We start from the raw sequence: 19,609 nt of genomic DNA on the forward strand, positions 1-19,609 counted from the left end.
CGGTTTTCCGCCGATGGGTGGCACGGCCACCCGGGCTCGGGTGGTGGTCGCTCAGGCGGTGGTCGCTCAGGCGGTGAGCAGCAGCCCGTCCGCCTCCCGCTCGCGGTCCCGCATCGCCCGCAGCCGGCCGCCCTCGTCCGCCACCAGCTCGGACCACGTTCCGCGCTCGGCCACCCGGCCGCCGTCCAGGACGATCACCTCGTCCACCGTCCGGTCGTCCAGCCCGGCCACCCGGTGGGTGATCAGGACGGTGGTCCGGCCCTCCGTCGCGGCCAGCAGGTCGGCGGTCAGCGCGTCCGCGGTGGGCAGGTCGAGGTGCTCGGCGGGCTCGTCCAGCACCAGTACGGGGAAGTCGGCGAGCAGCGCCCGGGCCAGCGCGAGCCGCTGGCGCTGGCCGCCGGAGAGCCGGGCGCCGTGCTCGCCGACCATGGTGTCCAGGCCGTCGGGCAGGGTGTCGGTCCAGTCCAGCAGCCGGGCCGCGGCCAGGGCGGCCCGCAGCTCCTCCTCGCCCGCCGTGGGCCGGGCCAGCCGCAGGTTCTCCCGCAGCGAGCTGTCGAAGACGTGGGCGTCCTGCGCGCAGAGCCCGATCACCCGGCGGACGTCGTCCCCGGCGAGCGAACGGCTGTCCACAGCCTGTGGACGGCCGGCGGCGAGGGTGACCCCGCCCGCCGTCGGCTCCAGGAACCGGAGCAGCGCCTGCGCCAGGGTGGTCTTTCCCGAGCCGGAAGGACCGACCACGGCGATCCGCCGCCCGGGGGCGAGGTCGAGGTCCAGGCCGGCCAGCGCGTCCACCGTCTGCCCGGGGTACCGGGCGGTCAGACCGCGGACGGCGATCGGCAGCGGCTGCCCCGGCAGGGCGACCGGGGCGGCGGGCTCGGCGACGGCGGCGGGCGCCTCCAGCACCTCCGCCAGCCGTGCCGAGGCGGCCCGGCTGCGCTGGCGGGCCTGGACGGCGAGCGGCATTCCGGTGACGGCCTCGAAGGCGGCCAGCGGGGTCAGCACCACGACGGCCAGGCAGACCGGCGCCAGCGCGCCGTCCTGCACGCCGCGGATGCCGACGGCCGCGGCGGCGGCCACCGTCAGCCCGGTGAGCAGGGCGACCAGGCCGGTGCCGAGCGCCGTGGTGGCGGCCGACCGGGCGGCCAGCCCGGTCAGCGCGGCATCGGCGGCGCGGGCGGCGGCCAGTCGGGCGGGCAGCGCCCCGGCGACGGTGAGCTCGGCCGTGCCGGTGAAGGTGTCGACCACCGCCGCGGCCAGCCGGCCGCGGGCCGGTGCCTGCCGCCGCTCGGCGCCGGCCGACCAGCGGGCGGCCAGCGCGGGCACGACCGCCCCGGCGAGCAGCAGCCCCAGGCCGAGTACCAGTCCGGCGGACGGCAGGAAGGCGCCCATCGCAACGGCGGCGGCCAGCGACACCAGCCCCGCCACGGCCGCCGGCACCCGCCAGCGCAGGTAGTGGTCCTGGACCGCGTCCACGTCCGCGACCAGCCGGGACAGCAGGTCCCCGCGCCGGAAGGCCGGCAGTCCGGCCGGGGCGAGCTCGGTGAGCCGCCGGTAGACGGCGGCCCGCAGGGTGCCGAGGGTGCGCAGCACCGCGTCGTGCGAGACCAGCCGCTCGGCGTACCGCAGCACGCTCCGGCCGATGCCGAAGGCGCGGACGGCGGTGACGGCCATCATCAGGTAGAGGACGGGCGGCATCTCCGAGGCGTAGGAGATGAGGTACCCGGAGGTGGCCATCAGCGCGACCGCGCAGCCGAGGGCGAGGGCGCCGAGCAGGATGGCGAGCCCGAGGCGCGGGGCCCGGACCAGGCCGCCGCCGTCCTCGGAGACCTCGGGAGCCTCGGGAGCCGGGACGGGGCGGCCGCTGTGCCCGAGCCGGGGCGCCGGAGCGCCCGCCGGTACCGGGGCACCCGCCAGCCGGACCCGCTCGTCGGCCGCCGCCAGCAGCGCCGGCCGGTGCGCGACGAGCAGCACGGTGCGCGCCGGGTCGGCGGCCAGCGCCCGGACGGCCTCCACCACGGCCGCCTCCGACTCCCCGTCGAGGTTGGCGGTCGGCTCGTCCAGCAGGACGAGCGGCCGGTCCGCGGCGAGCAGCGCCCGGGCCAGCGCCAGCCGCTGCCGCTGCCCGGCCGAGAGCCCGGCACCGTCCTCGCCGAGCACGGTGGCGAGCCCCTCGGGAAGCCGCTCCACGAAGTCCAGCGCGTGCGCGGCCCGCAGGGCCTCGCGCAGCTCGGCCTCGCCCGCCTCGGCCCGGTAGAGCCGCAGGTTGTCGGCGATGCTCCCGGCGAACAGGTAGGGGTGCTGCGGCACCCAGGCGATCTGCCGCCGCCAGCCGTCCGGCGCCAGCTCCGCCAGGTCGTACCCGCGCCCGTCGGCGGCGGTGATCCGCACGGTGCCGGCGTCCGGTGCGGTGAGGCCGAGCAGGACGGCGAGCAGGGTGCTCTTGCCGGCGCCACTCGGACCGGTGAGGGCGGTGGTGCCGCCGGGGCGCAGGGTCAGCGAGGCGCCGTCGAGGGCGGGTTCGGTCCGGCCGGGGTGGGTGACGCGGACGTTCGACACGGTGATCACGGCACCCGCCAGCGCGGGCGCGGCCACCGTGCCGGCCTTCGGCAGCGGGGTCTCCAGCACCTGGAAGATCTCGTCCGCCGCGGTCAGCCCCTCCACGCTGGAGTGGTAGAGCGCGCCGACCTGGCGGATCGGGAAGTAGACCTCGGGCGCGAGGACCAGGATCAGCAGCCCGGTCTCCAGGTCGAGCGTGCCGTCCACCAGCCGGAAGCCGATCGAGACCGCGACCAGGGCGACCGAGAGCGTGGACAGCAGCTCCAGGGCGAAGGAGGAGATGAAGGCGATCCGCAGCGTGCGCAGGGTGGCCCGCCGGTAGTCGGCGGTGATCCTGGCGATGGTGGCGGCCTGGGCCCGCGCCCGGTTGAACACCTTGAGGGTGGGCAGGCCGGCGACCACGTCGAGGAAGTGGTGGGAGAGCCGGGCGAGGGTGTCCCACTGCCGGTCCATCCGGGACTGGGTGGCCATCCCGATCAGCGCCATGAACAGCGGGATCAGCGGGAGCGTCCCGGCGATGATCGCGGCGGAGGTGGCGTCGGCGCCGACGATCCGCAGCAGCACGATCACCGGGACGGCCACGGCCAGCGCCAGCTGCGGCAGGTAGCGGGCGAAGTAGTCGTCGAGCGCGTCGATGCCGCGGGTGGCGAGGGTGGTGAGCTCGCCGGTGCGCCGGCCCGCCAGGTAGGCCGGGCCGAGCGCGGTGGCGTGGTCGAGCAGCCGGCGCCGCAGGGTGGACTTCACCCGGGCGACGGAGCGGTGGGCGGTGAGTTCGGTGAGCCAGGCGACCAGCCCGCGGCCGACCGCGGTGAGCGCGAGCAGCACCAGCGGGGTGGTCAGCTCACCGGCGGTCGCCCGCTGCTGGAAGGCCCGGACGACGATCTCGGCGATCAGGCTCGCCTGGGCGACCACCAGGGCCGCGCCCGCACCGCCCAGGAGCACGGATCCGGCGAGGAAGGCGCGGGTGGTGCGGGCGTACCCGAGGAGTCGGGGGTCGACTGGCTTCATCACGGTGTCAGTGCTGCTCGAGGGCGGCGGCCGGGTCGTGGCCGGGGATGTGCTGGACGCCGATGCGCTTGCGGAACACCCAGTACGTCCAGCCCTGGTAGAGCAGCACGAGCGGGGTGAAGACCGCCGCGACGATGGTCATCAGCTTCAGCGTGTAGGGCGAGGAGGCGGCGTTGGAGACGGTCAGGCTCCAGTCCGGGTCGAGGGTGGACGGCATCACGTCCGGGAAGAGCGCCAGGAAGAGCATCGCGACGGCCGCCGCGATGGTCGCCCCCGAGAGGATGAACGCCCAGCCCTCGCGGCCCAGTCGGGTCGCTACCAGCGCCCCGAGCAGGGTCGCCACGGCGGTCACCAGGGCGGCGAGGCTCCAGCCGTTGCCGCTGTCGGCCTGCGTCCAGACCAGGAAGACCAGGGCCAGCACGGCGGCGACCAGGCCGAGTTGCAGCGCCATCCGCCGCGCCCGGTCCCGGATGTCGCCGACCGTCTTGAGTGCGGCGAACACCGCGCCGTGGAAGGTGAACAGCGAGAGCGTGACCAGGCCGCCGAGCAGCGCGTACGGGTTGAGCAGCTCCCAGAAGCCGCCGACGTAGTTCTTCTGCCCGTCGATGGCCACACCGCGCACGATGTTGGCGAAGGCGACGCCCCAGAGGAAGGCCGGGAGCAGCGAGGTCCAGAAGATGGCCTCCTCCCAGTTCCGCTGCCAGCGCGCCTCCGACCGCTTGGCGCGGTACTCGAAGGCGACGCCCCGGACGATCAGGCAGACCAGGATGGCCAGCAGCGGGATGTAGAAGCCGCTGAACAGCGTCGCGTACCAGTCGGGGAAGGCCGCGAAGGTGGCACCGCCGGCGGTGAGCAGCCAGACCTCGTTGCCGTCCCAGACCGGGCCGATGGTGTTGATCAGCACCCGCCGCTCGGCGGTGGAGCGGGCCAGCGGCTTGGTGAGGATGCCGATGCCGAAGTCGAAGCCCTCAAGGAAGAAGTAGCCGATCCACAGGACGGCGATGAGGATGAACCAGACGTCGTGGAGTTGCATGCGCTATCGGTCCTATCGGCCTCAGTAGGCGAACGCGAGTGGCTTGTCGGCGTCCTCGTCCGAGGACGGGCCGCGCAGCGACGGGTCCTTGGCGGGCGGCTGCTCGGAGGTCACCGGCCCGGCCTTGGCGTACTTGACCAGCAGCCGCACCTCGATGACGGCGAGGATCGCGTACAGCAGGGTGAAGGTGGTCAGCGCGCCGATCTGGGTGCCGATGCCGACGTTCGGCGAGACGGCGCTCGCGGTGGTCATCAGCCCGAAGACGGCCCACGGCTGACGGCCCATCTCGGTGAAGATCCAGCCGAAGCTGTTGGCGATCAGCGGGAACCCCATGGTGAGGATGCCGATTCGCCAGCTCCACTTGGTGAGGAACGGGCCGAGCTCGCGCTTCGGGGCCAGCATCAGCCGGGGCACCTCGGTGTCGCCGGTGCGGAACTCCGGTGCCAGCAGCCACTTTCTCCGGGTGGTCCAGAGCCCGATCACCCCGGCCACGAAGGAGGTCATCCCGAAACCGATCATGAGGCGGAAGCCCCAGTAGGTGACGAAGATGCTCGGGATGTAGTCCTTGGGGTCGCCGCCGTACTTGGCCGCCTCGGCGTTGGCGGTGTCGTTGATGCCGGGGACGGAGGAGCTGAAGTCGCTGTTGGCGAGGAAGGACAGTATCCCGGGGATCTCCAGCTCCACCGAGTTGTGGCCCTTGCCGACGTCGCCGACCGCGAAGACCGAGAACGGCGCCGGCGCCTGGCTGTCCCACAGGGCCTCGGCGGCGGCCATCTTCATCGGCTGCTGGCGGAACATCACCTTGGCGAGCGAGTCACCGCTGAGCGCGGTGCCCAGGCCGAAGACCACGGCGAGGACCAGCCCGAGGCGCAGCGAGGTCCGCATCACGGCGACCCGCTTGGGGTCGGCCGTCTCGGGCCGGCGCTTGGCCTTCCAGAGGTGGAAGGAGGCGATGCCGACCATGAAGGCCGCGCCGGTCAGGAAGGCGGCGGTCAGGGTGTGCAGCACCACGGTCACGGTGGTGTCCTGGAACAGCACCCGCACGATGTCGGTGAGCTGCGCCTTCCCGGTGACCGGGTCGATCGTGTAGCCGACCGGGTGCTGCATCCAGGAGTTGGCGGCCAGGATGAAGTAGGCGGAGAGGACGGTGCCGATCGAGACCATCCACATGCAGGCGCAGTGCAGCTTCCTCGGCAGCTTGTCCCAGCCGAAGATCCAGAGCCCGATGAAGGTGGACTCGAAGAAGAAGGCGATCAGCGCCTCCATCGCGAGCGGGGCGCCGAAGACGTCACCGACGAAGCGGGAGTAGTCGGACCAGTTCATCCCGAACTGGAACTCCTGGACGATGCCGGTGACCACGCCCATCGCGATGTTGATCAGGAAGAGCTTGCCCCAGAACCTGGTGGCGTGGAAGTACTTCTCCTTGTCCGTCCGCACCCAGGCGGTCTCCAGCCCGGCCACGATGGCGGCCAGGCTGATGGTGAGCGGAACGAAGAGGAAGTGGTAGACGGTGGTGATGCCGAATTGCCATCGCGCGATGGTCTCGTGAGCGATTGCCAGTTCCACGTCGCCCTCTCTCCAACCGGCCCCTCAAAAGGGCATGTTTCGGACAAACTTCATCTATATCCGTAGACCGCTGCTTAACCGCGCAAGCTTGTCCGCTTGTGAACGTGAACACGTTCACAAGGAGCAGTATCCATCATGCTTACGAGTGATCCACAGGCGGGGTGGGGTTGACCGGCGATGCCGTGCGCACAGTCTGCGGACCAGCCCGCGGCGGCCACAACGAGCGGCGGGGCGGGTGCGGGGATGATCTTGGACGATCCGGCGCTTGACAGCCGGCCTGGGCCGGATGGCCGAGGGCGGACACGCCGAGGCGCCGCCGTCTGCCGGGGCAGGCGGCGGCGCCGTGGTTCAGCGGTCAGTGACTGCCGTACGGCCTGGTGATGATCTCCATGCCGTGCCCGGCCGGATCGAGGAAGTACAGCCCCCGGCCGCCGTGGTGGCGGTTGATCTCACCGGGCAGCCGCATCTGCGGATCGGCGAAGTACTCCACGCCGTCCGCCTCGATCCGGGCCAGGGCCGCGTCGAACTCCTCGTCCGGGAGCAGGAACGCGTAGTGCTGCATGACGATCGACTCCGCCGGGATCGACGCGAAGTCGAGGGTGACGCCGTTCCCGGTGGCCACCGGGATGAACGGGCCCCACGGTGTCCCGACCTCAAGGCCGAGGATCCCCGCCAGGAACTCGGCGGACTCCCGGTGGTCCCGGGCGTGGACGATGGTGTGGTTCAACTGGACTGTCATGTGCGGAATGCCTCCTACAAGGCACTCACGGGCTACCTCCATGCCTCACCCGGACGGTGACCGACACGCGATGCCGTAGGGGGAGTCTAGATCCCGGCGCGGCGGCGGACCAGGTCCCGGGTCTCCTCGGGCAGCGCATCGGCCGCCAACAGGCTTGGCAGCAGCTCCGGTTCGAGGGTCAGCGCACGGAACGTCAGGGCGATCGTCACCTGGTGGTCCGGGCGGTGGACCACCTCCACCTCGTCCCCGGCGCGCAGCTCGCCCGGCTCGACCACCCGCAGGTAGGCGCCCGGCAGCCCGGCCGCGGTGAACCGCTTGATCCAGCCGGCCCGCTCCAGCCAGCCCTGGAAGGTGCCGCAGGGGATCCGCGGGCAGGACACCTCCAGCACGGCCGAGCCGATCCGCCAGCGCTCGCCGATCAGCGCGCCGTTGACGTCCAGGCCGGAGGTGGTGAGGTTCTCCCCGAAGGAGCCGTTGCCGAGCTCGCGGCCCAACTCCCCCTCCCAGCCGTCGAGGTCCTCCCGGGCGTAGGCGTAGACCGCCTGGTCGTCGCCGCCGTGGTGCTTGACGTCGAACACCTCGTCCCCGGCGAGCCCGACCGCGCCGGTGCCCTTCGGCCCCGGGGCGGCGACGGCGACCGGCCCGGCCACCGGACGCTTGTCGATCCCCGTCAGGTCGGACCCGCTCTTCCACGGGTTGGACCGGGGTACACCGAGATTCACCGATATCACCTTCATGCCCCTGACGGTACGGCCGGGGCGGCAATCCGGTCGACCCGGATTCCGCCCCGTGCCAGACTCCCCCTCCGTGCAGAGGATCATCGAACCGATGGCGGAACGGCTGGCCGGGGTCCCGGGTGTGGTGGGCGTCATGCTCGGCGGCAGCCGGGCACGCGGGGAGCACCGGCCGGAGTCGGACTGGGACCTCGGCGTCTACTACCGGGGGCCGCTCGACCTGGACGCGCTGCGGGCGCTCGCCGGGCCGGGCGTCGAGGTCGCCGGGCCGGGCGGCTGGGGCCCCTGGGTGAACGGCGGAGCCTGGCTGACCGTCGACGGCGTCGCGGTGGACTGGATCCTGCGCGACCTGGACCGGGTCGAACAGGTCTGGGCGGACTGCCGCGAGGGCCGCTACGAGGTGGGCGTCCAGGCCGGCCACCCGCTCGGCTTCTGGTCCCCGTGCTACCCGGGGGAGGTCGCGCTGGGCCGCGTGCTCGCCGACCCCACCGGGCGGCTGGCCGCCCTCCAGGAGGTGACCAGGGCCTACCCGGAGGAGCTGCGGACGGCGCTGACGGCGGGCGCCTGGGAGGCCGGGTTCCTGGTCGCCTGCGCCGCCAAGGGCGCGGCCCGGGCGGACACCCTCTACGTCTCGCTCTGCCTCTCCCGCGCCGTCGGCGTCCTGGCGCAGTCGCTGCACGCCGCCGCCCGCCGCTGGTGCCTCAACGAGAAGGGCGCCCTCGCCGCCGCCGAGGGCCTGCCGACCGCCCCGCCCGGCTTCGGCCCCCGCGCCCACCGCCTGCTGGCCGCCCCCGGCGCGACCGCGCCGGAACTGGCGGCCACCGTCGCCGAGGCCGAACGGCTCGTCGCGGACACCCTCGCCGCGCTCAAGGAGACCTAGCGGCGGCTACCCGCTGGCCCGCGCCCCACCCGGTCTGGCAGGTTGCTGGCATGAGCACCGACCGGATCATCACCCTGCACGGCGAGCGGGACCTCGTCCGGCAGGCGGGCCACCTCTTCGTCGACTCGCGCGAGGAGTTCCTGGTCGCGGCCGCCGACCTGGCCACCTTCTCCCCCGGCGTCAACGCCGCCTTCTCCGAGGGCAAGCGGCCGCACAAGATCCCGGGCCTCGTCATGCGCAAGCTCTACACCCGGCGCGCGCTGGCCGACCCCGACCAGGTGCGGCGCCTGCAGCGCATCGCCGCCTCCGGCATCGAGGTCCGGCTCTGCGAGGGGCCGCTCGCCCGCGAGGCGATCATCATCGACCGGCGCACCGCGATCCTGGCCGGTGCCCCGGTGCGCGGCGTGCGGACGTACACCGTGGTGCAGACCCCGGAGGTGGTCGAGGGCGTGCGCTCGCTGTTCCGGGCCAACTGGGAGAGCGCCACCGACCTCGCCGACTGCGCCCGCCCGGCACACCTCACCGACCGGACCAGTCAGATCCTGCACGCGCTCGCGGCCGGCCACACCGACGAGACCGCCGCCCGTCTGCTCGGCCTCTCACTGCGCACCTACCGCCGCCGGGTCGCCGAGCTGATGACCGAGCTCGGCGCCACCTCCCGCTTCCAGGCGGGCCTCCTGGCCCGCGACCTCACCCGCGACCACACCCCGCGCCAGCCGGCCGCACCGTCGCAGGCATGAGGGCGGGGGATCGGCCGGGCTTCAGCCGGGCGGGGCGGGTCAGCGCTGGTGGGGGAGCTCCACGCGGAAGGTGGCGCCGGTGCCGGGGGTGGTGTGGAGGGTGAGGGTGCCGCCGTGGGCGTGGGTGAGGGCGGTGGCGATGGCGAGGCCCAGGCCGGCGCCGCCGCCGTCGTGGCGGCTGCGGGAGGCGTCCACCCGGTAGAAGCGGTGGAAGACCCGGACGGCCTGCTCCTCGGTGAGGCCGGGGCCGGCGTCGGCGACCTCCAGCAGGCAGAGCCCGCCGGCCGTCCCCACGCCGATCCGGACCGGGGTGCCGGGCGGGGTGTGCTTGACGGCGTTGCCGACCAGGTTGGTGACCACCTGGCGCAGCCTCGCCTCGTCGCCGAGGACGGGCGCGGCGCCCGGCGAGCCGGTGCCGGCCGGGCCGGTCAGCGCGACCGGGCGGCTCGGGTCCAGCGCGGTGATGTCGTGCAGCGCGTCGGCGGCCAGGGTGCGCAGGTCCATCGGGGCGAGGTCGAGCGGGCGCTCCTCGTCGAGGCGGGCGAGCACCAGCAGGTCCTCGACCAGGGTGCCCATCCGGACGGCCTCGCTCTCGATCCGGGTCATGGTGCGGGTGACGTCGGCCTCGGTGGGCAGCGCCCCCATCCGGTACAGCTCGGCGAAGCCCCGGATGCCGGCCAGCGGGGTGCGCAGCTCGTGCGAGGCGTCGGCGACGAAGCGCCGCATCCGGGCCTCCGACTCGGCACGGGCGGCGAAGGCGGCCTCGATCTGGGTCAGCATGCCGTTGAGCGCGATGGACAGCCGGCCGACCTCGGTGCGCGCGGGCAGCACCGGCATCCGGTGCGAGAGCTCGCCGGAGGCGATCAGCTCGGCGCCCTCCTCGATCCGGCGCAGCGGCCGCAGTCCGGCCCGGACGGCGAAGAAGCCGAGCGCGGCGATCAGGACCAGCACCGCGCCGCCGATCCCCAGGAAGGCGGTCCGCAGCCGGGCCACGGTGGCGTCGATGTCCTCCCGCGACACCGCGACCATCAGGTACGAGGCGGTGGGCGCGGGCGCGGCGAAGAGGCTGGCGGGGGCGGGCTGGCGCTGCAGTGGCAGCAGCAGGGCCCGCCAGCTGCGCTGGCCGCGCTGGTCGGGGAGGTCGAAGGGGGTGTCGGGGGCGGTGGCGGCGGGGTCGAGGCCGCCCAGCTGCGGCGCCGGGTCGTTCTCGGAGACGGGCTGGCGGACGACCTGCTGCACCTTGCCGTCCGCCGAGAGGTACTGGACGAGGTACTGGCTGGGCAGCGCCGCCAGGTAGTTGGGGCCGCCGCGCTTGCCGCCGTTGACGCCGCCGTTGACCGCGGGCTGTCTGGAGTCGGCCCAGCTCTGCCGGTTCGGGGCGCGGTAGGAGAGCGGCTCGCCGAAGCGCTGCAGCTGGTCGTCCAGCCGCTGGACCAACTGCACCCGGACGGTGCCGAGCACCACGGTGTCGCTCACCGCGAGCCCGGTGGTGACCAGGGCGAGCACCAGCACGAGCAGCCGGGCGCGCAGCGAGAGCCGGGTGAGCGGCGACAGGCGGGCGCGCAGCGACGAGCGGGTGGGCATCCGGGCGCCGGTCAGTTCTGCGGCGGGCGGCGCAGGGCGTAGCCGATCCCGCGCACGGTGTGGATCAGCTTCGGGCCGTGGGCCGTTCCGGAGTCGAGCTTGCGGCGCAGGTAGGAGATGTACGACTCGACGATGGAGAGGTCGCCGCCGAAGTCGTAGGCCCACACGTGGTCGAGGATCTGCGCCTTGGAGACCACCCGGCCGACGTTGGCCATCAGGTAGTGCAGCAGCTTGAACTCGGTGGGCGAGAGCGCGACGGGGGTGCCGCCGCGGGTGACCTCGTGGGCGACCGGGTCGAGGGTGAGGTCGGCCACCACGAGCCGGCCGTCCTCGGCGGGGCCGCCGGCCCGGCGCAGGATGGCCCGGATCCGGGCGATCAGCTCCTCAAGGCTGAACGGCTTGGTGACGTAGTCGTCCGCGCCGACGGCCAGGCCCTGGACCTTGTCGCCGACGCCGTCCTTGGCCGTGAGGAAGAGCACCGGCAGGTGGTCGCCGGCGTGGCCGTGCGGGCCCGCTATCTGTCCGCGGCTGGTCTGCTCGCGCAGCCGCTCGACGACGGTGAAGCCGTCGAGGTCGGGGAGCATCACGTCGAGGACGATGAGGTCGGGGCGTTCGACGGCGACGAGTTCGAGGGCCTCGGTGCCGGTGGCGGCGGAGGCGACCCGGAATCCGGAGAAGCGCAGGGAGGCCGAGAGCAGCTCGCGGATGTTGGGTTCGTCGTCGACGACGAGGAGGAAGGCCTCGCCCGGGACGCCGGCCACTGCGGCGGTACCTGGTGTGGACACAGTGCCTTGCACGGGGGTTCCGCCTCCCGGTCGGACGATGGCGTTCAGCTTGAGGCTAGCCCGGGGAGGCTATGCGCCATCGATGAATGTTGGATTAACACCTTATCGGGCGGATTTGGGCGAACAAGCCCACAGGGGCGGGCTGGATGGTGTGCGCACGGCGCGCGCCACTGCGCCGAGGCGCCGCACGCCACTGCGTCGAGGGGCCGCGCGGCCCGGCCGCCGGAGGGATTCGGCCGGGCCGCGCGTACGCCCGGGGCGGCTGGGCCGGCCCCGGGCGGGCTGGGGATCAGCCCCCGGAGGGGGTCCGGGCGCCGCCGGAGCCGCCCCCGCCGCCGAAGCCCCCGGCGGCGGCGCCCTCGATCAGCTGGGTGGCGTTGTAGCCGCCGCCCTCGGCGGGGGTGCCGACCACGGTGACGCTCTGGCCGGGCTGCAGGTCGGCGACCTTGCCCTCCTTGTTGAGCTGCACCCTGGTGGCGTCGCCGGTGGTCACCTTGACGGTGTTGCCGTTGGCGTCGGTGAGGTAGACGGTGGTGCCGTCCACGGCCTTGACCGTGCCGCGGGCGAAACCGCCGCCGCCCTGGCCGCCTTGGCCCTGGCCGCCCTGCCCCTGGCCGGTCTGCCCCTGGCCGGTCTGCCCCTGGCCGGCGCCCCGACGGGTGCCGTTCGCCCCGCCGGTCGCCCCGGCCCGCGGCTGCTGCCCGCCACCCGCGGCGACCGTCTTCCCGCTCCCGGAGCCGTTGTCCTGCTGGTACCAGACCCCGCCCGCGAACGCCGCCGTGGCGATCACCCCGCCCGCCAGGGCGAGGCTCAGCCAGGGCAGCCGCCGGCGTGGCGGCGCGGCCAGCTCGGCGGTGACGTCCCGGGCGTCCGGCGGGGTGGCGAGCAGGACGACCTGCTCGGCGGGGGTACGGGGCTCGATCTCGTTGCTCATGGTCTGCACATCCTTGGTCACTCGTGGCGGAGGGCGTCGATCGGGCGCAGGGAGGCGGCCCGGTTGGCGGGGTAGCTGCCGAAGAACAGCCCGATGGCGACCGCGATCCCGAAGGCGCCGAGCACCGACTCGGGGATCACCACCGGCTTGATGCCGACGACGCTGAAGTGCGAACCCGCGATGCCGACCACCACCCCGAGTCCGGCGCCGAGCACCGAGAGCAGGGTCGACTCGGTGAGGAACTGCCCGAGGATCACCCCGCGCGGGGCGCCGAGGGCCTTGCGGATGCCGATCTCCCTGGTCCGCTCGGTGACGGTGACCAGCATGATGTTGGTGATCCCGATCCCGCCGACCAGCAGCGAGATCGCCGCCACCGCGCCGAGCAGCACGGTGAAGGTCCTGGTGGTGCTCTCCCGGGCGGTGAGCAGGGAGGCCTGGTTGCTGATCCGGAAGTCCGCCTTGCTCGGATCGGCGATCGCGTGGGTGCCGAGCAGGACCCGGGTGATCTCGCTCTGCGCGGCGGCCGTGGTCTCGGCCGAGGTCGCCTGGACCAGGATCTGGTTGACCGAGCCGAACCCGGTGAAGGCGTTCTGCACCGTCGGCAGCGGCGCGATCACCACGTCGTCCGGATCGGTGAAGCCCGTCCCGCCCTTGGCCTGGAGCACGCCGACCACGGTGAACGGGGTGCCGCCGACGGTGATCCGCTTGCCGACCGGGTCGGCGGTGTCGAACAGCTGCTTGGCGGTGGTGGCGCCGAGCACCGCGACCTTGCGGGAGTTCAGCACGTCGTCGGCGGTGAAGTAGTCGCCGTGCCCGACCTTCTGGTTGGCGGTCTCGAAGTACGCCGGGTAGGTGCCGACGATCGAGCCGGGGCTGTACGAGATGTCCCCGTACAGCGCGGTGCCGCTCGCGGTGACCACCGGCGCGACGGACTTGATCGCGGCCGTGTCGGCGTCGCTCGCCAGCGCCTTGGCGTCGGCGACCGTGAGCTTCTTCGTACCGGCCGCGGTGCGCGAGCCGCCGAAGGACGAACCCGAGCTGACCGTCAGCGAGTTGGTGCCGAGCGAGGTGATCGACTCCTTGACCGCCACCGAGGAGCCGTTGCCGACCGCGAGCAGCAGGATCACCGAGGCGACGCCGATCAGCACGCCGAGCATGGTGAGGGCGGAGCGCACCTTGTTGGCGGCCAGGCCGCCGACGGCGAAGCGGAGCATCTGCCAGAGGATCACGCGAGCACCCCCTGGAGTCCGGCGGCCGCGTGCAGGGCGGGCGGCGGCCCGGCCACCGGGGCCTGCCGGACGTCGCTGGTGATCGCGCCGTCGACCAGCCGGATCACCCGCTTGGCGTGCAGGGCGACCTCGTCCTCGTGGGTGATCAGCACCACGGTGCGGCCGGTCGCGTTGAGGCCGTCGATGATGGCCAGCACCTCCTCGGTGGAGCGGCTGTCCAGGTTGCCGGTGGGCTCGTCGGCGAGCAGCATCGCGGGGGCGGTGACCAGGGCGCGGGCCACCGCGACGCGCTGCTGCTGGCCGCCGGAGAGCTCGTTGGGCCGGTGCCCGGAGCGCTCGGCGAGGCCGACCAGGGAGAGCGCGGCGAGGGCCCGCCGGCGCCGCTCGGCGGCCCGCACCCCCGCGTAGGCGAGCGGGAGCTCGACCTGGGCGAGGGCGGTGGTGCGGGGCACCAGGTTGAAGGACTGGAAGATGAAGCCGATCTTGCGGTTGCGCACCAGCGAGAGCTGCCCCTCGTCCAGGTGGCCGACGTCGATGCCGTCCAGCAGGTAGCGGCCGGCGGTGGGCACGTCCAGGCAGCCGAGGATGTTCATCAGGGTGGACTTGCCGGAGCCCGAACTGCCCATCACCGCAACGAAGTCGCCCTGGTCGATGTCCAGCGCGACGCCCAGCGGCTCGCCGGTGACCGGGTCGGACGGGCCGCGCAGCGCGTGCACGGTGGCGTCTCCGTGGCCGTAGGACTTGGTGACGCCGCGGATCTGGATGACCGGTGGCGGCGTCCGGCCGACGTCGGTGCGGGGGGTCTGGCGTGCCATCAGCGCGTACCGCCCCGACCGGCTCCGCCACCGGCCGCGCCGCCGCCGGCCGCACCGACACCGGCCACGCCCGTGCCCGCACCGCCGCGGCCGCCCTGGCCGCCGTTCAGGCCCGGGAAGGAGCCGTTCGGGAAGCCGCTGCCGCCGCTGGTGGTGGCGATCTCGACCTTGTCGCCCTCCTTCAGCCCGGAGACCACCTGCACGGTGGTGTCGCCCTCGACGCCCACGCCGACCTCGACCCGCTCGGTGGAGCCGTCCGGCTGCACCAGGGTGGCCGTCCGGCTGGCGCCGGTGCCGGCCAGGGCGGCGGTGGGCAGCGACAGCGCGTTGTCCGCCTCGCCGGTGACCACGGAGACGGTCGCGCTCAACCCGGTGCGCAGCTTGGCGGTGTCGCCGGTGATCTGGAGCGTCGCCGCGTACTGGACGGCGGCCGCGCCGCCGGTGCCGCCACTGCCCGCGGGCAGTGAACTGACGGACAGCACGGTGGCGTTGAGCTTGGTGTCGGACTGCGCGTTCAGGGTGACGGTGGCCGCCTCGCCCTTCTTCAGCTTCAGCGAGTCCAGTTCGGAGAAGTTCGCGGTCACCTGCATGCCGGTCGGGTTGGTCAGCACGATGAAGCCGCTCGGGGCGGTGGAGCCGCTGCTGCCGGTGGACTTGGCGGTCGTCGTCGAGCCGCTCCCGGAGCCCCCGCCAACGGTGTCGCCGACCTTGTTGGCCACCGAGGCGACCGTGCCGTCCACCGAGGCGGTCAGCGTCGTCCCGGCCAGGGCGGCCTGGGCGTTGGCCAGGCTGGTCTGCGCGGTGGCGACCTGCTGCTGGGCCTGGGCCACGGCGGCCGCGTCCACCTTGGTGGTGGTGATGGTGGTGGTCTGCGGAGCGGGCGTGCTGCTCCCGCCCGCTCCGCGTTCACCACCACCGCTGCCGCCCGCACCGGCAGCGGAACCGGACGGCTGGGCGCTGCCCGGAATCTGCTGGGTGGTCGTGGTCGTGACACCTGCCTGGGCCTTGGTCAGGTTGGCGTTCGCCGTGGTCAGCGCGGACTGGGCGGCCTCCACCTGCTGCTGGACCGCCGTGGTGTCCACGGTGGCCAGCACCTGGCCCTTGGTCACGGTGTCCCCCACCGCCACCTTGACCGCGGTGAGCCTACCGCCGGTCGTGAAGTCCTGGGCGGCATCGGTCGGCGAGGCCAGTGTGCCGGTTCCGGACACGGTGGCCAGGACCGTGCCCTTGGCCACGGTCGCCGTCCGGACCTGGGCCTTTCCGGCGGCCTTCGTCGTGCCGCCGTCCAACGTGGTGTACGCCAGGGCCGCGGCGCCCACCAGGGCCACACCGAGCGCGGAGTTGAGGAGGACGGCACCACGCCGTCGCGGGAGGACCTTCATGGCGGACAGCTTCGCCGGGCGCTCTTGCGGAGTCCTGAGCCCCGGCTGGGAGAAGGCTGGACGTCCGAATCCGGGCATTCCGGCACGGTCCGCCCCTGACGTGCGCCCCGCTTGGCCGCCGCCTGGCCAGTCGTTGGCCGAACTCCCAGGAGGCTCCCAGCCATCCCCAGCCATCCGGGAGCCCGGCCGCGACCGCCACGGCGGCGGCCGGCGCCGGTGCGGGCCTTCGTGGTCCGTGCCGCCTCCGGGGTGGCGTTCACTTCAGCTCATTGCAACGAACAGCAAGGCTATCGTTGCATTCGATTCGAGGCCATCGCAACAATACTGCAGCCCTGAGCTGCAGAGATACCAATCCAGAGCAACGAACATGTTGCAGCCATATGGAAAGCAACGTAGCTTTTCCCTCGTTCGAAACAACGAGTCACAGGAGAGCACGATGCAGAAGTTCGCCACCCCCGCCCCGATCGCCGCCGTCCTCGACATCCCCGCCGGGCGGATCCGCTTCATCGCCGCCGACCGCGCCGACACCGCCGTCGAGGTCCTGCCCGCGAACGCCGCCAAGGGCCGCGACGTGAAGGCCGCCGAGCAGACCACCGTCGAGTACGCCGACGGCGTCCTGCGGATCCAGGCCGCACCGGCGAGGAACCAGATCCTCGGCAACTCCGGATCCGTCGAGATCACCGTCCAGCTCCCCGCCGGCTCCCGCATCGAGGCGAAGGCGGCCAGCGCCGAACTCCGCGGCGTCGGACGACTCGGCGACGTCGCCTTCGAGGCCGCCCAGAGCACCGTCAAGCTCGACGAGGCCGCGAGCGCCCGCCTCACCGTCCTCGCCGGCGACGTCGCGGTCGGCCGCCTCGCCGGCCCCGCGCAGATCAGCACCCAGAAGGGCGACATCCGGATCACCGAGGCCGTCCGCGGCACGGTCGAACTGCGCACCGAGTACGGCGAGATCGCCGTCGGCGCCGCCCGCGGCAGCTCCGCCTCCCTGGACGCCGGCACCGCCTACGGCCGGATCCACAACGCCCTCCGCAACACCGACGGCACCGCCGACCTGAACATCCACGCGACCACCTCCTACGGCAACGTCACCGCCCGCAGCCTCTGAGCCGCCACCCGGCCCGAAGGGGCCGAGGAGGCCACCGAGCGCCCGGCCGCACCTCCTGCGGCGACACCACCGTCCACCGCTCCCGGATCCACCCCACCCCTGAAAGAAGGCAGACCATGGCCATCGACACAATCGTCAAGCAGTCCGCGTGGACCGGCATGGTGGCGATCGACGACACCGCACTGGCCGTGACCGACACCGGCGGGCCCGGCCGCCCGGTGGTCTACCTCAACGGCTGCTACGCCGACCAGTCGCACTGGCGACGCGTCATCTCCGACCTCGGCGGCGGCTACCGGCACATCACCTACGACGAGCGTGCCCGCGGAAAGTCGAAGCGGGCCGCGGACTACTCGTTCGAGGCGTGCGTCCGCGACCTCGACGCCGTCCTCACCGCCAGGGGCGTGGAGCGGCCGATCCTGGTGGGCTGGTCCTACGGCGCCATGCTCGCCGTGCACTGGGCCTCCCGGCACCCGGAGCGCGCCCTGGGGGCGGTGTCCGTGGACGGCGCTCTGCCGCACGAGTGGCTCGACGACGCCGGCCGGGAGCAGATCCGCAGGCTGTTCCGCCGGATGAGCCCGCTGTTCCCGATCGCCCGCCCGCTCGGCCTGGCCGCGCGGATGAGCGCCGCGCAACACGCCGAGGTCAACATCGAGGCCAACGAGCTCTGCGCGCCCACCGCACTCAACCCGGTGTTCGACCGCCTGACCGTACCGACCCGGTACGTGCTCGCCACCGGCGGCAACCTGGGCGGCGACGCGAAGCTGATGGAACGGATCCGCGCCAACCTCGACCCGGTCCTCGCCCGCAACCCGAACATCCGGGTCAGCGCGAAGGTCGCCAGCAACCACTCCAAGATCCTGCGCAACGACTTCCGAGCCGTCGCCGACGCGGTACGCGAGCTCGACTCCACCCGCGACCACCAGGTGGGTGGTTAGCCGACAGCGTCCCCCGGCGGACCGAGGGGCCGGGACTCTTCGGCAGTCGGGCCGGCGTGGTGGTCGAACTCGCCGGCCTTGATGCCTTCGAGAAACCTGGCGAACTTTGCCGGAGTGGTGCGAACGAGGACGTCGCCGTCGTCGGACTCCCGGAGCTCTACCAGCCCGTCGACCGTGCGCACCTCGACGCACTCGTTATTGGAGGCGCTGTAGCTGGACTTCCGCCAAGTGCCACCAAGCACCGGTCCTCCCAAAGGTTTCGTACGAGATGAGCCTTCCACAGCGAAGAGCCCACACACATGCCCAGTCAGGAGCACAGATCACCGAGGTGGTCGAACTCACCGGCCTTGACGCCCTGAAGGAACTTGGCGAACTTCACGGCAGTGGTGCGGACGATGACCTCGCCGTCGTCGGACTCGCGCAGCTCGACCATCCCGTCGACGGTGCGCACCTCGACGCACTCGTTGGATGCGCCGCTGTAGCTCGACTTCTGCCACTCGGACCTACTCATACTTGCCCTTCATCTCACCGCTGAGCGTTCGAACGAACTCACGCGACTCATCTTCCGACAGGGCGATGGAGTCCAGCCGCGAAAACGTCGCCCGGTGACTGGCCAGATCTGCTGGGGAATCGAAGAACAGGACACCCTGTGCGGTGTCCATCTGAAGGGTTGCAAGCTCTGGCACCCGGCCTTCGGAGAACATGATGTTCTCGCCCGCGCCGGGGAAGGTGTCCATATCGAACGGGACCACCCGGACCGAGATTGCCTGCTTCTCCGAGTCCTCGATCAAGCTGTCGAGTTGGTCGGCAAGTACCCGTGGTCCTCCGAACTGCATCCGCAGGGCAGCCTCATGGATGAAGGAAACGTACGGCGTCCGGCCAGAGCGGACGACGTGCTGGCGCTGCACGCGAAACTCGGTCCTGACCGCGATGTCGTGGCGGGGCAGCGGTGGTGTAATCCGCGCGAACACCGCAGAGGCGTAAGAGCCAGTCTGCTGGAGTCCCGGGATGTACGTAGTGGCCCACGTATAGAGCTTGTAAGCGTGGGCCTCCATCTCTGCGACCTCAAGGAAGTCGGTTGGCAGAACCCCGCGGTACTCCTCCCACCAGCCCTTGTTCCGTTCGACCGCCATGTCTGCGAGCGCATCGATAAGGGGCTGATTGGCGCAGCTACAGGCTGCGGCGACCGTGCGCAGGCGCGCCGCACTGACGCCGATCTTCGCCGACTCCATCTGCGTTACCTGGGTGGGGTTCAGACCGAGAGCACGGGCGAGCTGACTGCCGCCGAGACCAGCCTGCTCTCGCATCTTCCGCAGCTCGGTGCCCAGGCGGCGCTGACGAAGGGTCGGGTTGCGGCGAAGGGGCATGTTGTCCTCTCAGCGTGTCGTGAGGCCAGTGTGCCGCGCTGGTCGCGCGCGGGTCCATCCGGCTCTGGAGCGCACGCTTCCCCCTGGAGAGGGAACTCTACGAGATCCGCCTTCAATTGAAGTCAGGCTGCGCTATGGTCGTTCTCACATTGATCCGACGGATCGTCAGTAACGCCTGTTTCCAGGGCAGTAGGCGCCTGCTGCCCTCGCACCGCAG

The 19,609-nt window shown here is 72.6% G+C and carries 18 protein-coding genes; 4 read left to right on the forward strand and 14 right to left on the reverse strand.

Annotation, left to right across the window (positions count from 1 at the left end; all coding sequences use genetic code 11):
- Positions 1-66: 66 nt before the first annotated feature.
- The 5 genes from cydD to ACGFZP_RS08835 all read right to left on the reverse strand — a co-directional run bounded on the left by cydD (position 67) and on the right by ACGFZP_RS08835 (position 7,639).
- Entirely contained in the window at positions 67-3,564 is a 3,498-nt protein-coding gene (gene cydD / locus ACGFZP_RS08815; protein ID WP_392930074.1) for a thiol reductant ABC exporter subunit CydD, read from the reverse strand.
- A gap of 7 nt (positions 3,565-3,571) precedes the next feature.
- Positions 3,572-4,597, reverse strand: a complete 1,026-nt coding sequence (gene cydB / locus ACGFZP_RS08820) for a cytochrome d ubiquinol oxidase subunit II (protein WP_392930075.1) — start codon at positions 4,595-4,597, stop codon at positions 3,572-3,574.
- 21 nt (positions 4,598-4,618) lie between these two features.
- Positions 4,619-6,163, reverse strand: coding sequence for a cytochrome ubiquinol oxidase subunit I (locus ACGFZP_RS08825; RefSeq protein ID WP_392930077.1), 1,545 nt, complete (start codon positions 6,161-6,163; stop codon positions 4,619-4,621).
- 355 nt (positions 6,164-6,518) lie between these two features.
- Entirely contained in the window at positions 6,519-6,902 is a 384-nt protein-coding gene (locus ACGFZP_RS08830) for a VOC family protein (protein WP_392930079.1), read from the reverse strand.
- 86 nt (positions 6,903-6,988) lie between these two features.
- On the reverse strand, positions 6,989-7,639 hold the full coding sequence (locus ACGFZP_RS08835) for an MOSC domain-containing protein (RefSeq protein WP_392930081.1): 651 nt from the start codon (positions 7,637-7,639) through the stop codon (positions 6,989-6,991).
- A 91-nt stretch (positions 7,640-7,730) separates the two neighbouring features.
- Here ACGFZP_RS08835 and ACGFZP_RS08840 point away from each other — a divergent pair, with 91 nt between their 5' ends.
- Positions 7,731-8,516, forward strand: a complete 786-nt coding sequence (locus tag ACGFZP_RS08840) for a nucleotidyltransferase domain-containing protein (RefSeq protein WP_392931005.1) — start codon at positions 7,731-7,733, stop codon at positions 8,514-8,516.
- Between the two features lie 50 nt (positions 8,517-8,566).
- Positions 8,567-9,256 (forward strand): LuxR C-terminal-related transcriptional regulator, encoded by a 690-nt coding sequence (locus ACGFZP_RS08845; protein ID WP_392930084.1) that lies wholly within the window; start codon positions 8,567-8,569, stop codon positions 9,254-9,256.
- Positions 9,257-9,295: 39 nt separating this feature from the next.
- On the opposite strand, the gene ACGFZP_RS08850 is transcribed toward ACGFZP_RS08845, so the two are convergent.
- The 6 genes from ACGFZP_RS08850 to ACGFZP_RS08875 form a co-directional block, all read right to left on the reverse strand.
- Entirely contained in the window at positions 9,296-10,840 is a 1,545-nt protein-coding gene (locus ACGFZP_RS08850; protein ID WP_392930087.1) for a sensor histidine kinase, read from the reverse strand.
- Between the two features lie 11 nt (positions 10,841-10,851).
- Positions 10,852-11,601 carry a response regulator transcription factor gene (locus ACGFZP_RS08855; RefSeq protein WP_392930090.1) on the reverse strand — a complete coding sequence of 250 codons (750 nt, stop codon included), beginning with the start codon at positions 11,599-11,601 and terminating at the stop codon, positions 10,852-10,854.
- Positions 11,602-11,914: 313 nt separating this feature from the next.
- The gene (locus tag ACGFZP_RS08860) at positions 11,915-12,559 is read right to left on the reverse strand and encodes a hypothetical protein (protein ID WP_392930092.1); all 645 of its coding nucleotides are present in this window, start codon (positions 12,557-12,559) and stop codon (positions 11,915-11,917) included.
- 17 nt (positions 12,560-12,576) lie between these two features.
- Positions 12,577-13,788, reverse strand: a complete 1,212-nt coding sequence (locus tag ACGFZP_RS08865; protein WP_392930095.1) for an ABC transporter permease — start codon at positions 13,786-13,788, stop codon at positions 12,577-12,579.
- Positions 13,785-14,603: an ABC transporter ATP-binding protein gene (locus ACGFZP_RS08870; RefSeq protein WP_392930098.1), complete on the reverse strand. Its 819-nt coding sequence runs from the start codon at positions 14,601-14,603 to the stop codon at positions 13,785-13,787. The genes ACGFZP_RS08865 and ACGFZP_RS08870 overlap by 4 nt, the downstream gene beginning before the upstream one ends.
- Positions 14,603-15,985 (reverse strand): efflux RND transporter periplasmic adaptor subunit, encoded by a 1,383-nt coding sequence (locus tag ACGFZP_RS08875; protein WP_392930101.1) that lies wholly within the window; start codon positions 15,983-15,985, stop codon positions 14,603-14,605. Before ACGFZP_RS08875 ends, ACGFZP_RS08870 begins: the two co-directional genes overlap by 1 nt.
- Positions 15,986-16,421: 436 nt before the next feature.
- Between ACGFZP_RS08875 and ACGFZP_RS08880 the strand changes: the two genes are divergently transcribed.
- A complete protein-coding gene (locus tag ACGFZP_RS08880) occupies positions 16,422-17,090 on the forward strand; it encodes a DUF4097 family beta strand repeat-containing protein (RefSeq protein ID WP_392930103.1) in 669 nt (222 codons plus the stop codon).
- A gap of 116 nt (positions 17,091-17,206) precedes the next feature.
- Positions 17,207-18,025, forward strand: coding sequence for an alpha/beta fold hydrolase (locus ACGFZP_RS08885; RefSeq protein ID WP_392930106.1), 819 nt, complete (start codon positions 17,207-17,209; stop codon positions 18,023-18,025).
- On the opposite strand, the gene ACGFZP_RS08890 is transcribed toward ACGFZP_RS08885, so the two are convergent.
- Genes ACGFZP_RS08890 through ACGFZP_RS08900 form a run of 3 tightly spaced genes read right to left on the reverse strand, consistent with a single transcriptional unit; the run spans position 18,022 to position 19,392 of the window.
- Positions 18,022-18,342: a DUF397 domain-containing protein gene (locus tag ACGFZP_RS08890; protein ID WP_392930108.1), complete on the reverse strand. Its 321-nt coding sequence runs from the start codon at positions 18,340-18,342 to the stop codon at positions 18,022-18,024. The two genes, ACGFZP_RS08885 and ACGFZP_RS08890, sit on opposite strands and share 4 nt — an antisense overlap.
- On the reverse strand, positions 18,333-18,536 hold the full coding sequence (locus ACGFZP_RS08895) for a DUF397 domain-containing protein (protein WP_392930111.1): 204 nt from the start codon (positions 18,534-18,536) through the stop codon (positions 18,333-18,335). The genes ACGFZP_RS08890 and ACGFZP_RS08895 overlap by 10 nt, the downstream gene beginning before the upstream one ends.
- Positions 18,529-19,392 (reverse strand): helix-turn-helix domain-containing protein, encoded by an 864-nt coding sequence (locus ACGFZP_RS08900; RefSeq protein WP_392930114.1) that lies wholly within the window; start codon positions 19,390-19,392, stop codon positions 18,529-18,531. The genes ACGFZP_RS08895 and ACGFZP_RS08900 overlap by 8 nt, the downstream gene beginning before the upstream one ends.
- Positions 19,393-19,609 lie beyond the last annotated feature (217 nt).

The sequence above is a fragment of the Kitasatospora sp. NPDC048239 genome (assembly GCF_043202015.1).
Taxonomy (GTDB): Bacteria; Actinomycetota; Actinomycetes; order Streptomycetales; family Streptomycetaceae; genus Kitasatospora.

Coding starts and splice junctions, on each gene's coding strand:
- cydD (WP_392930074.1), bottom strand. CDS start 3,564: ATGAAGCCAGTCGACCCCCGACTCCTCGGGTACGCCCGCACCACCCGC.
- cydB (WP_392930075.1), bottom strand. CDS start 4,597: ATGCAACTCCACGACGTCTGGTTCATCCTCATCGCCGTCCTGTGGATC.
- ACGFZP_RS08830 (WP_392930079.1), bottom strand. CDS start 6,902: ATGACAGTCCAGTTGAACCACACCATCGTCCACGCCCGGGACCACCGG.
- ACGFZP_RS08835 (WP_392930081.1), bottom strand. CDS start 7,639: ATGAAGGTGATATCGGTGAATCTCGGTGTACCCCGGTCCAACCCGTGG.
- ACGFZP_RS08840 (WP_392931005.1), top strand. CDS start 7,731: ATGGCGGAACGGCTGGCCGGGGTCCCGGGTGTGGTGGGCGTCATGCTC.
- ACGFZP_RS08845 (WP_392930084.1), top strand. CDS start 8,567: ATGAGCACCGACCGGATCATCACCCTGCACGGCGAGCGGGACCTCGTC.
- ACGFZP_RS08850 (WP_392930087.1), bottom strand. CDS start 10,840: ATGCCCACCCGCTCGTCGCTGCGCGCCCGCCTGTCGCCGCTCACCCGG.
- ACGFZP_RS08860 (WP_392930092.1), bottom strand. CDS start 12,559: ATGAGCAACGAGATCGAGCCCCGTACCCCCGCCGAGCAGGTCGTCCTG.
- ACGFZP_RS08870 (WP_392930098.1), bottom strand. CDS start 14,603: ATGGCACGCCAGACCCCCCGCACCGACGTCGGCCGGACGCCGCCACCG.
- ACGFZP_RS08875 (WP_392930101.1), bottom strand. CDS start 15,985: ATGAAGGTCCTCCCGCGACGGCGTGGTGCCGTCCTCCTCAACTCCGCG.
- ACGFZP_RS08880 (WP_392930103.1), top strand. CDS start 16,422: ATGCAGAAGTTCGCCACCCCCGCCCCGATCGCCGCCGTCCTCGACATC.
- ACGFZP_RS08885 (WP_392930106.1), top strand. CDS start 17,207: ATGGCCATCGACACAATCGTCAAGCAGTCCGCGTGGACCGGCATGGTG.
- ACGFZP_RS08895 (WP_392930111.1), bottom strand. CDS start 18,536: ATGAGTAGGTCCGAGTGGCAGAAGTCGAGCTACAGCGGCGCATCCAAC.
- ACGFZP_RS08900 (WP_392930114.1), bottom strand. CDS start 19,392: ATGCCCCTTCGCCGCAACCCGACCCTTCGTCAGCGCCGCCTGGGCACC.